Origin of the sequence: Tenacibaculum skagerrakense (assembly GCF_004345825.1) — a bacterium.
Classification (GTDB): domain Bacteria; phylum Bacteroidota; class Bacteroidia; order Flavobacteriales; family Flavobacteriaceae; genus Polaribacter; species Polaribacter skagerrakensis.
The window spans coordinates 211,995-227,089 of record NZ_SLXM01000003.1 but is presented as its reverse complement, the minus strand read 5'-3'; the positions used below and the strand labels follow the sequence as shown (position 1 = coordinate 227,089).

General features: G+C 32.6%; 9 protein-coding genes. All 9 read right to left on the bottom strand.

Going from position 1 to position 15,095, the window contains the following annotated elements; all coding sequences use genetic code 11:
- Nucleotides 1-280: 280 nt before the first annotated feature.
- Nucleotides 281-844, bottom strand: coding sequence for a DUF4251 domain-containing protein (locus EV195_RS07095; protein ID WP_132794237.1), 564 nt, complete (start codon nt 842-844; stop codon nt 281-283).
- A gap of 138 nt (nt 845-982) precedes the next feature.
- Nucleotides 983-1,765, bottom strand: a complete 783-nt coding sequence (locus EV195_RS07090) for a hypothetical protein (protein ID WP_132794236.1) — start codon at nt 1,763-1,765, stop codon at nt 983-985.
- A 243-nt stretch (nt 1,766-2,008) separates the two neighbouring features.
- Entirely contained in the window at nt 2,009-3,439 is a 1,431-nt protein-coding gene (locus EV195_RS07085; RefSeq protein WP_132794235.1) for an alpha-amylase family glycosyl hydrolase, read from the bottom strand.
- Nucleotides 3,440-3,444: 5 nt separating this feature from the next.
- Nucleotides 3,445-5,565, bottom strand: coding sequence for a glycoside hydrolase family 97 protein (locus EV195_RS07080; RefSeq protein WP_132794234.1), 2,121 nt, complete (start codon nt 5,563-5,565; stop codon nt 3,445-3,447).
- Between the two features lie 2 nt (nt 5,566-5,567).
- A complete protein-coding gene (locus EV195_RS07075) occupies nt 5,568-7,226 on the bottom strand; it encodes an alpha-amylase family glycosyl hydrolase (RefSeq protein ID WP_132794233.1) in 1,659 nt (552 codons plus the stop codon).
- 1 nt (nt 7,227) lies between these two features.
- A complete protein-coding gene (locus tag EV195_RS07070; protein ID WP_132794232.1) occupies nt 7,228-9,663 on the bottom strand; it encodes a glycoside hydrolase family 31 protein in 2,436 nt (811 codons plus the stop codon).
- 22 nt (nt 9,664-9,685) lie between these two features.
- Complete coding sequence (locus EV195_RS07065; protein WP_132794231.1) at nt 9,686-10,663, bottom strand: alpha/beta hydrolase; 978 nt, start codon at nt 10,661-10,663, stop codon at nt 9,686-9,688.
- 3 nt (nt 10,664-10,666) lie between these two features.
- A complete protein-coding gene (locus EV195_RS07060) occupies nt 10,667-12,610 on the bottom strand; it encodes a glycoside hydrolase family 13 protein (protein WP_132794230.1) in 1,944 nt (647 codons plus the stop codon).
- Nucleotides 12,611-12,777: 167 nt separating this feature from the next.
- Nucleotides 12,778-15,084 (bottom strand): glycoside hydrolase family 65 protein, encoded by a 2,307-nt coding sequence (locus EV195_RS07055; protein ID WP_132794229.1) that lies wholly within the window; start codon nt 15,082-15,084, stop codon nt 12,778-12,780.
- Between the last annotated feature and the right edge of the window lie 11 nt (nt 15,085-15,095).

Below are 15,095 nucleotides of genomic sequence, written 5' to 3'. Positions count from 1 at the left end.
TGCGAAAAACGGAATAAGATGATCCCGAGGCTTCGGGAGTGGCAATCTAAAAAAGATTACTTCAGCCGTATTTGGCTTCGTAATGACGTCTAGGTTTTACAGTAGTTTCGCGTCATTGCGAAAAACGGAATAAGATGATCCCGAGGCTTCGGGAGTGGCAATCTAAAAAAGATTACTTCAGCCGTATTTGGCTTCGTAATGACGTCTAGGTTTATAGTAGTTTCGCGTTGTTGCGAAAACGGAATAAAATAATCCCGAGACTTTAGGAGTTGCAATTTAGTTAGATATCTTTTGTAGCTAACTCTTTTAGTTTACCTCTATATTCAATTTTAAAGCGACTAGAGCTAAAAACATTGATCTTTGCAGACATATTATTATAAATTAAAATACTAACGTTATACGTTTCCGTTAAAGCATTTTTGTCCTTTATTTTAAACTTAATTCTGTAATCTCCATTCTTTGTTTTGTTCATAGAATAATCCTCAGGAACACCATTAAATTCAATTCCACCACTATTAGATCTAGAATAAGCTGCTCCCATCTGACGCTCTCCATAATAAGGCAGATTTGCATTTACAGAATCTTTCTTGAAAATAAAATATTGATTGTGGCCAGTAATATCAATCATGCTAGCTGTACTGTTATTTGGAAAAAAACCAGCATTCTGAAGACTAATTAACGAACTAGTAACCATTGGATACGCCCATTGAGAATCAATTTCAAAAGACTTGGTAGTTACTAAATTTTCAACTTTACTTTTTTGCTCAGCAGAAACTACTTTTTCAGATGAAGCACATCCAATAACCAAAAAAATAACCGATATGTATAGAAATGCTGTTCTCATAATTCACTTTTCCTATAAATTTACTGAAAATTTAGCGATTTTACGGTTTAATTTTAGTTAAATCTTTGCTTTTTAGCACATTAAAAAAAAGAGAGATGGTATTCATCTCTCTCTTACTAAGCTTTTTATAGCGGAATATTATGGCATCCAGAACGAAGAAATTTGATCGTTCCATGATTTTCTCCAAAACCACGTTCCTGAAAGTGTATAGTGTCTTAAATTGTTTACTCCAAAAAACTGTGAAGTGTAATATTTATTAAATGTTAATCGCTTTCCAGAGTAACAGCTATGCTCATAAAAACTTACTTGTTGAAATGCTGTAGATCTCATGTAAAAAGAACTAATTCTATCATTATTATGGCCTAAGTATTGAATTCCGTAAGTTCTTTTATTTAATCCTCTTATATCTACTAATTCCCAAACATAGTTGATATCTTCAAAAAATCTGATTTCATCATTTCCAGGTAAATCCACATTGAAACAGTTATTTCTTGAAGCATAATTTTGACTAGCAGCTTCTGTGCTTTTAAGCTCTTTTTCAGTATAAGCATCTATTTCTTCAGCAGTATCAAAGATTTTCATTGTAATTTCTTTATGATTTTCATCTCCTTCTACCGCAGTTACTAAAGTTCCTTCTGGTCCACCTTCTTTACCAAAGACTTCTTTAGCTATCTCTTCATCTCCATAAGCGTCTATTACTTCATCTTTTTCGTTATTATACACATAGGTTACTTGAAATTCTTTACCATAGTAATTGTATTTGTGCGTAATATTAGAAATTTCACTTTGAAACTTTTTAACTTCAACGACTTCAATCGTCTCTTCTACTTCTGTTTCTGTTTCTACTACTTCTGGTTCACTTTGACAACCAATAATTAAAATACTTAATCCTATGATAATGTAATTATAAAATACTTTCATTTTTTTAGTTTTTGTTAATTTTTTAAGTTCGATTTATTGTAATAGCTATTGAAAATCTGGAGGCAAAACTAATAGCAACCTTAAAGAATAGTACTAGGGAAAATCCCCTATTTAAACAAGGAAAAAAAGAAGATGAAATAGTTGAAAAACTAAAGTACGATTGATATAAATATTTTATAAAAAGCATAAAAAAAGAGACCTAAAAAGGTCTCCTTTAAAAAAGTTATGTTGTGTGTTTAGGAATTATTTTGTTAGCAAAACATGATAGCTCCATGGCGATAAAGATACTGTTTCTCCTTTTGTAAATTGAATATTTTTTCCTGAAAAATAGTCGGTGTATTCTCCTTCCAATTCAACTGTAAATGATTGATCTTCTGAAGATAAATTACCAATAAAAATAACTGTATCCTTATCTTTTGAACGATTAAAAGCTAAGACATTCTCATTCGCTATGTCAATAAGTTTGTAACTGGCACTTTCTTTACCACCATGTAAAGCTTTACTACTTTGTTTTAAAGAAGCTAATTGTTGTAACAAGCTCCACTCCTTCCCTTTTGTCTTCGGAATAGAATCCTTCTCAAAGAATTTCAATCGGTGTTTTAAACCATATTCTTGTCCTGAATAAATTAACGGCATACCAGGAGATACATAGCTTAAAGTTGTAAATAAAGCGGCACCATCCCCCATTCGCTCTTCAATGGTACCATTCCAAGAGTTTTCATCGTGGTTGGTAACAAATGTCATTAAAATATCATCTTTCGCATAGCGCGCTGTATCTTTTGCATAGGTTTCGTTCCAATGTGCTACTTTATGAGCTCCTTTTGCAATATGATTCATCGCATGGTGACGATCCCAACCATAGGCCATATCAAACAAGCCATCTTCTAATAATTCAGGTTCCCATGCTTCAGCTAACATAAAAATATCTTTTTTAGCACGTAATTTCGGGATTGCTTGTTGCCAAAAATCAGTTGGTACAGAACCCGCAACATCACAACGGAAACCATCTATGTTTTCTTCTGTAATCCAGTAAGACATGTCGTTAATCATTTCCTTTCTTAAATCAACATTGTCATAATTTAAATCGGCAACATCGGTCCAATCCGTTCCTTCTGGATGAATAATTTCTCCTTTATCGTTTTTTGTATAAAAATCTGGATTTGTAGTTAACCAAGTATGATCCCAACCAGTATGATTTGGAACCCAATCTAAAATTACCGAAATTCCATTATCATGTGCTGTTTTTACTAATTTCCTAAAATCTTCAATTGTTCCGAACTCTGGATTGATTTTCTTAAAATCGGAAACTGCATAATAACTTCCTAAGTATTTAGCTCTCTCTTCTTCTGGAAATTCAGCGGCGAACTTACTATCGGCACCTCCAGTAGCTTTACGTTTTGTTTTAGAAATAGGAAATACAGGCATTAACCAAATGATTTTCATTCCTAATTCCTTTAACTGAGGAATATCTTTCGTAAACGCATCAAAAGTTCCTTCATTAGAATATTGACGAATATTAGCTTCATAAATAATCGCAGTTTCTAACATTTGATTATTTATCAATGAGCTTTGAGATTTTGTAGATTCTTCTGAAGTAGTTGTTACTTCTTTTGGTTCTGTTTTACAAGCTACAAAAATTGTAGCCAATGCAAATACAGCTAAAATAGTTCTCATATAAATTATTGTTTTAATAAACTTATCGCAAACCCACCTCCTTCAGCTAGTTGGATAGTAAGTTTAGATTCTTTTGTAATTGTTTGTTTTTCTATCGTTATGGCAGTTGGATTATCATTCCAATGTGCATCTTTTCCATCTTTATAAATTACAGCACTATAGGTTGTTCCTTCATCTAGGAAATCAAAATCTATGGTAATTTCTCGAGCATTTTCATCAGTAATACTTCCAATAAACCAGTTTCCTGTAGTTCGTTCTTTACGAGCAATGGTTACAAAATCACCAACTTCTCCGTTTAAAACCTTCGTCTTTTCCCAATCAACACCAACATCTTTAATAAACTGCAAAGGCTCAGGATTAGCCTCATAATGTTCTACTAAATCAGCAGCCATTTGCACGGGACTATAAATCACCACATACAAAGCTAACTGTTGTGCTAGCGTAGTATTTACCTGATTTGTCTTTCTATACTCATCAAATTTGATATTAAAAATACCAGGCGTAAAGTCTATCGGTCCAGCTAACATTCTTGTAAACGCAACAATTGGTAAATGTTCTGGAGGATTTCCACCATCTGGTGACCACGCATTGAATTCTTGTCCGCGTAAACCTTCTCTAGAAATTATATTAGGATAGGTTCTGCGTAAACCAGTAGCTTTTATAGGCTCATGGGCATTTACAGCGACTTGATATTTTGCGGCTTTGATTGCAGCATTGTTGTATTGGTTTACCATGTATTGTCCGTGATGATACTCACCTTTCGGGATTATTTTACCAACATAACCCGATTTTACAGTGTGCATTCCATATTTCTTCATGAGCGCATACGCCGTATCTTGCTGTTTCTCGTAGGTTTGTGTTGCTGCTGAAGTTTCATGATGCATAATGATTTCTACGCCTTTTTCTTTGGCGTATTTCGTTACTTCATCTAAATCATAATCAGGATAAGGAGTTACAAAATCGAATACTCCTTCCCTATCTTCAAAACCAATCCATTCTTCCCAACCAGTATTCCAACCTTCTACTAAAACACCTTTAATATTATTTTTAGCAGAAAAATCGATAAAACGTTTTACATTCTCTGTAGTTGCACCGTGCTTTCCATGTGCCTTTCCTGTATCAGTCCATTTACCATCAACTTTTTCCATTCCATAATCCCACGAAGATTTTCCTAAATGCATTTCCCACCAAACACCTGTATATTTCATAGGAGTAAACCAAGAAACATCACCTAGTTTGTTAGGCTCATTCAGGTTAACAATTAAATTAGATTCGATTAATTCAGGAGCACTTTTTGTAATTTGAATTGTTCTCCAGGGCGTATTAAAAGGAACGGTTTGTTTTACTTTATAATCTTGGTTATCAGAACCAACTAAAACACTTTTTAAGGATAAATTTTCAGTATCAACACCTAACGTCATTCCCGAATAATTAAGTAATGCTGCTTCATGAAAACTCAAATGCGTTCCATCTGAACCAACCATGGTTACTGGTGTATTTACCGCTTTATTGGGAATAGACGTTTGTGCTAGTGCACTATTTACCTTATAATTTTCAGTATCAATTTCTGAAAGCTTCGTTGTACTGTATAGGTGTTCGTAAATATCCCAATCACCAGGAATCCAAAATGTTTTATAATCTTCTGTTAAATTGAAATTTGTGTGTTCTTCAGTGATAAAAACCTCTTTTAAATTCTCTTGTTCAGGAAATTCATATCTAAATCCAATTCCATCGTCAAACGCTCTAAAAACTATGTTTAGTTTTCTTTTTAATTCAGAATCCTCCTCTAGCTCAACTTTTAATTCGTTATAATTATTTACTACATCCAATTGTTCTCCCCAGGGCATTTGCCAAGTTTCATTGAAAGACCTAGTAGATGTTTTAACAATAGTAAAATTTTTGTTTAATGCATCTTGACCTTTTAAATCAAAACCAAGCACAGAAGGCTTTACAATTGCTTTCCCGTTGAAAGAAACTTGATATAAGGGTTGTCCACTTTCATTAATATCAAATTGAATAGCAATTGCTGAATTTGGTGAACTAATGCTTTTCTCAACAACTTCTTTCTGACAAGAAATAAAACCTATTGAAAAACAAATAAATAGAATTTTTAAAATAGACTTCATAATTATTTCTTTTCTAATAAAACAATTGAATATGTAGTCGATAGATTTACTTTTCCATCTTTAACTTCTGCTTCCTTGTTTGAATACGTATCGAGAAGTACATCACCATTTTTAAATACAGAAGAAACATCGATGGTTTTGTCTCCTGTTGGTAATTCTAAACCAATAACAACTTGGTCAGAATAATCACCTTTTTCAAAAGACCTTGAAAAAACATGAGGAGTTTTTGAAATCATTTTATGGCTTCCAGCACCAACTGATGGATGATTCTTTCTGAATCGTCCTAACTTCATCCAATGCACAAAAACTTTCTGCTTTTCTTGCTCGTCTCTTAATTCTCCCCAGTTCATGTTAGAACGTAAGGTTGCATCACCAACAGTTCCCTCAACAACAAGACTTCTTGCCGTTTCATCTCCATAATATACCTGTGAAGCTCCAGGAGTTAATAACAAAATTGTTCCCGTTTTATATGGTGTTTCACGCTTCGGATCAAACGGTTGTCCATCATCATGAGAAGACAAATAATTTAAAACACTGTAGCCTTTTAGATCATTATACAGAAGACTGTCATAACGCTGAAAAACATCTTCTAAATCCATTTGTTTGGCATTCCACTTGATTTCAAAGTTGATTAAGCTGTTAAAGCTATTATCGAAATAATTTACTTTTTTATCTCCAAAATCAAATGCTTTACCTGAGCTAATTCCGTAGTTATACACTTCTCCAACTAAATAGAAGTCGTTAGTATCTAATACTTTATCAGTATTATTTTTTTTCCAAGTTTCAAACGCATAATCACACTCTTTTCTAAATTCTTGCCAAACAGATTCTTCTGTATGTTTAACAGTATCAACACGATAACCATCAATTCCAAACTCAGTGATATAATCTGTAAGCCATTTCATAATGTAAAAACGAGGAGCTCTTGGATGACCAGTTCTTTTAAAAAATGCATCCAACTCAGCAACTTCTTGCTCATATCTTCCCTCAGCTTTCCATTTTTCAACTAATTGTGGTGGTAATTGAACTTCTTTATTACTCTCCGTTTTAATGTCTGGTAAATTCTTTACCAATGTACAAGTAACCGTATTTTCGTAGTTGTCGTATTTACATTGAGGTTCCGTTCGAACCCATTCAGACGGCCAAACTGGGTCTTTTTCAGTAACAGGACCTGTGTGATTTATAACCGCATCTAATAAAATTCTAATTCCTTTGCTATGAGCTGTTTCTACTAAATTTTTCAAATCTTCTTTTGTACCATAATTCGGATCAATTGCTGTCCAATCTTTCGTCCAATATCCATGAAAACCATATGTAACACCAGTTCCTTCGTCAGTTCCTCCATGAATTTGCTCCACAATTGGCGTCATCCAAATGGCATTGATACCTAAATCGGTAAAATACCCTTGATTTATTTTTTCTGTAATTCCTTTTAAATCACCACCTTCAAAGCCACGTAATTTTCCAGTTTCTTTGGTTCTGTCAAAGTTTATATCATTAGATGTATCACCATTATTAAATCTGTCTGTAAGTAAGAAATATACATTTGCTGCTTCCCAATAAAAAGGTGCCTCTTTTTTGACAGTTACAACTTCTTGTTTTTGACCTTTACAACTTTGTAAAAGCAAAGCTGTTAATGCTAGTAATATGATTCTATTCATACTATAGTTTTATAGTTAATTTAGTTTGTTTGTTTTGTTTCCATACAAACGGAATTCTAAGTTCTTTAGAAGTTGAGTTCCACTTGAAATCAATTGATTTACCTTGAAGTTTAACCTTCTTAGGCTTGTTTGTTACGTTATGAATTATGAATTCGATTTCCTTTGATGAAACCTTGTAATTTTCGCCAACTTTAGAAGTAAACGTGAAATTTAATTTAGTTTTTGAAACCTTTGACTCAAATTCCATTATCACATAACTTCCTTTTTCTATTGAATTATTCGTAGATCCATCATCATTAAATAGTTTCCTTTCACTCTTATCAATTGATTCGTGATGATAGTAATGCAATTCGAAATTGTTTAATGAGTATTCATCGGTATTATGAATTACATCAATCATCGGTATAAAACTTCCTGCTCTTACAAATGTTGGAATCGAGTTTTCTACAGTTTTTTCCGTTTGAGAAGTCTTATTAGTAACAATCTCATCCGTATAAAAATTGAACCAAGTTGTATTTTTTGGAAAATAAACATCTACTTCTTTTGCTCCAGAATTTAATATTGGAGTAATTAAAAAATCATTTCCCCATAAATAACTAGCGGAATTTTCAAACAATTCTTTGCTAGTATCTTCAAAAAACAAAGGACGCATTAACGGTTTTCCTTCGGTATGATTTTCGTAAGCTAAATGATAATTGTAGGGTAATAATTGATAACGTAATTCAATTGATTTTTTAGCTAATTCTCTTACTTTATCTGTTCTGAAAACTGGCTCGCTAGGAACTTCCTCTTGTGCATGTGGACGGAAAATTGGTTGAAAAACGCCATATTGTAACCAACGAGTGTACAATTCATCGTCTAAATTACTTCCAGCAAAACCACCTAAATCTGAATGCATATAGCCTAATCCTTGCATTCCCATTTGTAAACTAATTTTAGGTTGACTTTGCAATCCGCCCCAAGAACGATTTACATCTCCAGACCACGGAATTAATCCGAAACGTTGAGAACCAGAATAACCTGCACGCATTAAAATAAACGGACGCTCATTTGGAAACTCTTTAGCATACCCTTCATAAACTAAACGAGCCCAATCATGTCCATAAATATTATGTACTTCATTTGCCGTTCCTGTTTTATGTAATAACTGATGTGGATGCACTTCAGGCTCTCCTAAATCGCCCCATAATCCTTTTACTCCTAGATCTAAAATATCTTTATAAATATTCCAAAACCAATCTTTTCCTTTTGGATTGTAAATATCTATTAACCCAGTATTTCCAAAGTAGAAATCGAATTTATAAGGATTCCCAAGACTATCTTTTGCTAAAACATCTTTCTCAACAGCTTCATTCCATTTCTTGGACGTAGTTAGTACGAATGGTTCAGTGATTAAAACCGTTTTTACGCCTTCTTTTTGGAAATTTGATACCATTTGTTTCATATTTGGAAAAGAGTCTTTATAGACTTCTAAATTCCCCATAGTTCCTTTGATATCTTTTCCAAACCAATATAAGTCAAGTATTACAGCATCTACAGGAACTTTATAATCTTTAAACTTTTGAATGGTATTTTTCGTTTCCTTTTCAGAATGATAACCAAATCTACTTGAAAAATTACCCAATACCCAACGAGGCGGCATTGGTTGTTTACCAGTTAATTTTGTGTAGTTATGTACTAAATCCAGCCAAGTATCTCCTACTATAATTTGATAGGTTTTTCTTCCTGAAATGGTTTCATACGTAAGTGTATTATTCTGTTTACTATCTAAATCCAAATACCCAACAGGAGCATTATCAAAATGAATCATGTATTTCTTTGAAGAAATTACAATCGGCATTGTATAATTCATCAATTTAGAATCCGTTTCATAACCATAATGCGCACGATTAAATAATGGCAAACGATTCCCTCTACGATTCATTCCTAAAGCTCTTGCTCCTCCACCATACAAAACTTCATCTGGCGTAATTGCGAATTCTATTTTTTCTGTTTCCTTGGCAACAATATTTTCTTTCACCATTTCCATGGGTTCGTGCTTACTTTTAAAATAACCAAGTTTTTCAGAAATAATTGGTGATCCTTTGTAGGTATAAGAGATTTTGAATGGGGATTTTTGGATAATTACATTAATTCCACATGAGTTAAAGTGATATTTATTGTTTATTTCCTTAAAACTAATTTTTTCGCAATTTTCAAAATTTTCAAATCCAATTAGAGCGTGTGATTTAGGATTATAATCTTGACCATTTGGAACGAACTTAGTCTCTACAATTTCTGGAGAATAAAAACGAATAGCATAAAATCCTTCATTAGTTTTTACTTCTACAAATTCACCATCCTGAAATTGTGCGCTTTCAAAGATTCTCCTATTATTCTGACTATTCAGAAATAACGAAAAAAATAAAGATACAATGTAGAGAAAAATACGTTTCATAGTGTAGTTATAAATGTTTTGCTTATTTGCCTAGCAAAAAGACTAAAGGTTGATCTAATCTTGTGTTCCAAGAATTTTCAGAATGATCAGCTCCTTCAAAAAATAAATTTTTAGAATTGGTTTCATTGTAACCTTTAGACACTAAAATTTCATCAACTTTTGGTGCAAAAGGCGGATAATTTGAATCCAAGGTTTTATCACCATAATCAAAATATACTTTTTGATTATTTGCAGCTGGAAAATTGACGTTCATATATTCAAAAATTGCATTTGGATATGGATTGTTAGGAATAGGCATTCCTCCAACCCAGTGTGTTGAGATACACGCTGCTCCACCAAAAACAGTCGGATATTCACTAATAGCATACATCGACATTAAACCTCCCATGCTTGACCCCATGACAAACGTGTGCTCTTTATCGGTGTGAACTGAAAACTTACTGTCAATAATTGGTTTTAATTCATTCACCATGAACTTCAAATAATTATCACCATTTAGTTTAAAATCTACAGCAGCAGGAATGCTTTTTAACTCAACTTGTTTTTGCGCATCAATAAAATCAAACGCTTTTTGTGGGAATAAATCCAACCAACGGATATCACTGATATTGTGAATTGCTACTACAATAAAATCCTTAACTTTTCCTTCTTTCTGTAGTTGAGAAGCCCATTCATCAACTTTCCATTCTTGTTTATTCCAAGTTGTAGTTGCATCAAACAACATTTGTCCGTCATGCATATACAACACATCATATTTTTTTTCTTCCGAATAGTTTTCAGGTAACCAAACATCAACAGGTCGTTGTTTTATATATGTTGAAGGAAAACTTTCAGCTCTATATAATTTTCCAGATGCTAGTTGTACAGAAGCAACAGGAACAAAGTCTACCGTAGCTTTTTTAACCACTACAGCTTCATTATCTCTGTTGTCTTTCTCATTTTTATTTTTACAAGAGATTAGTAATAAGCTTAAACAAATACCAATAGTTAATAGTTTCATAGATTATAGTTTAGTTGTAAATAAATAACTTCCTTTATGATTTAAAGTTAGTGTATTTGACCAAGTAATCATTTCGCCTGTAAAAACATTTTTCAAGGTTTTTCCTTCTAAACCAAGCTCTTCGAACCTATCTAGTTTTAAATCAATAGGTTTATCATTTTTATTTAAAACATGAACTACAGTTTCATTTTCTGAAAATCTAGCCAATAAATAGGTATTGTTTTCTGGAACAAAATGCATTGTTTTGCCAGTATGAATAGCTTTAGAATTCTTTCTAAAATTTAGTAAGGTTGAAACAAAATTTTGCATGTCTATCTTTTCTGGAGCTAAGTTTTCACCTGTAAAAGCATTTACTGCATCTCCATCCCATCCACCAGGAAAATCAGTTCTAATCAAACCGTGATCTCCAGGTTTTTCGAAATCGTTCATTAAGATTTCAGTTCCATAATACATTTGAAAGATTCGTGGTAGAACAGCTAAATAACTCAAAGCCATTTTAGTATTGGTGATATCTCCATTTAACTGAGTGAAAATTCGACTCATATCATGATTATCTGGGAAAACCATAATATCTAATGGTCTTGTATAATGAAAATCATTTGCTAGCGCATCATAAACTTCTATCAAACCACTTCCCCAGTTTTCATCATTTCTTAACCCTGATACTATTTTTTCTTGCATAGCAAAATCCATTGTGGAACGAAGATTCGAGTCGTATCCATCTGAATTTTCTTTACCATCCTGCCAGTAACCAATCAATAACGGATTTGAAGACCACTCCTCTCCTACTATATTGAAATTTGGATATTCTTTCATAATAGCTCCAGCCCAATCACTCATAAATTGTTTGTCTGGATAAGGATAGGTGTCTTGACGAATTCCTCCTAACTCAAGAAATTCAATCCACCAAATACTATTTTGAATAAGGTACTTAGCCATAAAAGGATTACGCTGATTTAAATCGGGCATTCCTTTTACAAACCAACCATCAGACATTTCTTTTTTATCCTTTTTTGAAGCATATAAATCTTGATTGGTTGTTCTTCTGTGCGATGATCGTTTTACAATATCACTATTCCAAGTTTCTCTATTTTTTTCATAATGCTCTTGGTAATTTACCCAATCTTTAAAAGGCAAATCTCTCATCCACCAATGTTCTAAACCACAGTGATTAGCAACTTGATCCATAATCAACTTCATTTTTGTTGCCTGAAATCCAAGAGCTAATTGTTTATATTCTTGTAAGGTTCCAAATCTTGGGTCAACTTGATAATAATCCGTAATTGCATATCCGTGATAAGAACCACTATGCATATCATTAGTTAATAACGGAGAAGACCAAACCGCTGTAAAACCTAAATCCATAATATATTTAATTCCTCGAGCAATTCCTTCAATATCTCCACCATGACGCGCATAATTATCTTTTCTATTGATTCCTTTTTCATTTAAATTCTCAAAAGAATCATTTTTAGGATTGGCATTTTTAAATCTATCAGGAGTTATTAAATAGATAGCGTCAGAACTATTAAAACCAATAAAATCCTCTGGTTTTTTAGAGCGAGCTTTTAATTCATAAGTTTGAGTTAGTTGTGAACCATCCTCTTTTTTGAAAATAATATTAAATTTTCCTTCTTGAGCTGATTCTTTGATGAGTAAATCTAAAAACAGATAATTTGGACTATCAGCTTTATGAACCTTAACTAGTTCAATATTAGGATTTAAAATTTCGACTGAATAGTCAGCAATAGCTGTATGCTTAACCAATAGTTGAAGTGAAGGGTTTTTAAAACCTTTCCACCAAAAAGGTGGTTCAATTTTATCGATTTCGTGTGCTTCAACTATCGGTTTAGCTGTTGTATTACTTAAAGGAGTGAATTGCTTTTCTTTACAAGAAGACATTAAAAGTGTAGTTAATACTGTAATTATTAATAAATACTTTTTCATGATTTGATTTAATAAATTATTGAATTGATTCATAATTACATATCTACGTCATTCCGTCCCGAAGCTTCGGGATATTTAGGAATCTCATCACAATCTATAACCTTTGTAATGCGAACCTGAAACAAGTTCAGGTTGACGTCGTTTTAATGTTCTTGTAATTTTATTATTTAAACTGTCACCAAATTATTAGGCGAAATCGTAATTTTTTCACCATTAACTTTGATGTGTAATTCTTTATCTCCGTCAACTTCAAAGTGTGTTTTTCCTTGATTAACAATTACTTTTAACACTTGATTTCTGAAGTTTACTTTAAATGAATAACCTTTCCATTGTTTTGGAATTTGTGGCGTAAAACTTAAGCTTCCGTCTTCAATTCGCATACCTCCAAAACCTTCAACAATACTCATCCAAGTACCAGCCATGGAAGTAATATGTAATCCTTCTTCTACTTCTTTATTATAATCATCTAAATCTAATCGAGATGTTCTTAAATAGAACGTATAAGCTTGATCCATTCTTCCAAGTTTTGCGGCTTGAATACTATGAACACAAGGAGACAATGAACTTTCATGAACTGTAAAAGGTTCGTAGAAATCGAAATGTCTTTCTAATTCTTCCGTAGAAAAATGATCTTCAAAGAAATAGAAACCTTGTAATACATCTGCTTGTTTTATGTATGGAGAACGAAGAATTCGATCCCAACTCCATTTTTGATTAATTGGACGTTGTGATTTATCTAAATTTTCAACCGTAATTAATTCCTTATCTAAGAAACCGTCTTGCTGTAAGAAAACTTGATGTTTTTCTGAATATGGGAAATACATATTATCCGCAACTTTTTTCCAGCTAGATAACTCAGCTTCTGAGATATTGACTTTTTCTACGATGCGTTTAAAATCAGAAGTATATTCATCTTTAACCTTTTCAATACTTTCTAAAGCATAATCAATACACCATTTTGCGATGTAGTTTGTATACCAATTATTATTGATGTTGTTCTCATACTCGTTTGGTCCAGTAACTCCTAACATTACATATTTTTGCTTGTCCTCAGAGAAATTAACTCTTTGGTGCCAAAAACGAGCAATACCAATTAATACTTCTAAACCTTTTTCAGGAATATAACTATAATCATTTGTATATCTGTAATAATTGAAAATTGCAAAAGCAATAGCACCATTTCTATGGATTTCTTCAAAAGTAATTTCCCATTCGTTATGGCACTCTTCACCATTCATAGTCACCATTGGATATAAAGCCGCTCCATTTTTAAAACCTAAACTAGCAGCATTTTCAATGGCTTTATCTAGCTGATTGTATCGATACGTTAACAGACTTTTAGCTACTTCTTGGTTTTTCGTAGCCATGTAAAATGGTAAACAGTAAGCTTCTGTATCCCAATAAGTACTTCCTCCATATTTTTCACCTGTAAATCCTTTCGGACCAATATTTAATCGTGCATCTTTACCTAAATAGGTGTGATTTAATTGCATGATATTAAATCGAATACCTTGCTGTGCTTTTACATCACCATCAATAGTAATATCAGCCATTTCCCAAATATTAGCCCACGCTTCTTTTTGTTGCTCTAACAATCTATCAAAACCTAAGTCTAATGCAAGCTTTAAAGTATTTTTTGCGGCAGTTACTAATTGATTAGCAGCATGATTTCTATCTACCACATAACCACCAAATTTATGAATTGTAAAGGTTTGGTTAGCTTTTACATGCGCTGGGTAATAAAAAGAAACGTTAGTATCAGAAGATTCTACTTTTGGACTGATATTTTGAATTTCGTTATTTAGTAACAAGGTCGATTCCATAAAAGTGCACGTATGAAAATTAGTTTTCATAGTATGCGCCTCTATAAATGCTTGATTACCATTTGAAGAAACATTTGTTGTATTCCAGAACTGATCATCCCAATTACTATCTTCATTATGAATACCACTATCTAAATAAGGTTGAAACGTAATTTCAGCATTACTTGTAATAGGAGTTACTGAATATTCAATAGCACCAACTTCATCTAAATCAATACTTAAAAAACGTTTTGTTTCAACTCTTACTGTAATATCATTTAATAATGTAGCCTCAAAACTTCTAGACAACCAGCCTTCTTTCATATTTAACTCTCGTCTAAAGTTTACTACTTTTTTACAGGTATGTAAATCTAATTGAACATCATTAATGAAGATGTTGATTCCAATCCAGTTTGGCGCATTTAAAACCTTTGCAAAATATTCAGGATAGCCATTTTTCCACCATCCTACTCTCGTTTTATCTGGATAGTAAACTCCAGCAATATAACTTCCTTGAAAAGTTTCACCAGAATACTTTTCTTCAAAATTTGCACGTTGCCCCATGGCACCATTACCGATACTAAATAAACTCTCAGAAGATTTTATTCTGCTATCATTAAACCCTTCTTCGATAATCGACCATTCATTTGGTATTATATAATCTTGGTTCATCTCTCTCTAGT

Excerpts from the sequence above, each read along its gene's own strand:
- EV195_RS07095 (WP_132794237.1), bottom strand. The coding sequence starts at position 844 with ATGAGAACAGCATTTCTATACATATCGGTTATTTTTTTGGTTATTGGA.
- EV195_RS07090 (WP_132794236.1), bottom strand. The coding sequence starts at position 1,765 with ATGAAAGTATTTTATAATTACATTATCATAGGATTAAGTATTTTAATT.
- EV195_RS07085 (WP_132794235.1), bottom strand. The coding sequence starts at position 3,439 with ATGAGAACTATTTTAGCTGTATTTGCATTGGCTACAATTTTTGTAGCT.
- EV195_RS07080 (WP_132794234.1), bottom strand. The coding sequence starts at position 5,565 with ATGAAGTCTATTTTAAAAATTCTATTTATTTGTTTTTCAATAGGTTTT.
- EV195_RS07075 (WP_132794233.1), bottom strand. The coding sequence starts at position 7,226 with ATGAATAGAATCATATTACTAGCATTAACAGCTTTGCTTTTACAAAGT.
- EV195_RS07070 (WP_132794232.1), bottom strand. The coding sequence starts at position 9,663 with ATGAAACGTATTTTTCTCTACATTGTATCTTTATTTTTTTCGTTATTT.
- EV195_RS07065 (WP_132794231.1), bottom strand. The coding sequence starts at position 10,663 with ATGAAACTATTAACTATTGGTATTTGTTTAAGCTTATTACTAATCTCT.
- EV195_RS07060 (WP_132794230.1), bottom strand. The coding sequence starts at position 12,610 with ATGAAAAAGTATTTATTAATAATTACAGTATTAACTACACTTTTAATG.
- EV195_RS07055 (WP_132794229.1), bottom strand. The coding sequence starts at position 15,084 with ATGAACCAAGATTATATAATACCAAATGAATGGTCGATTATCGAAGAA.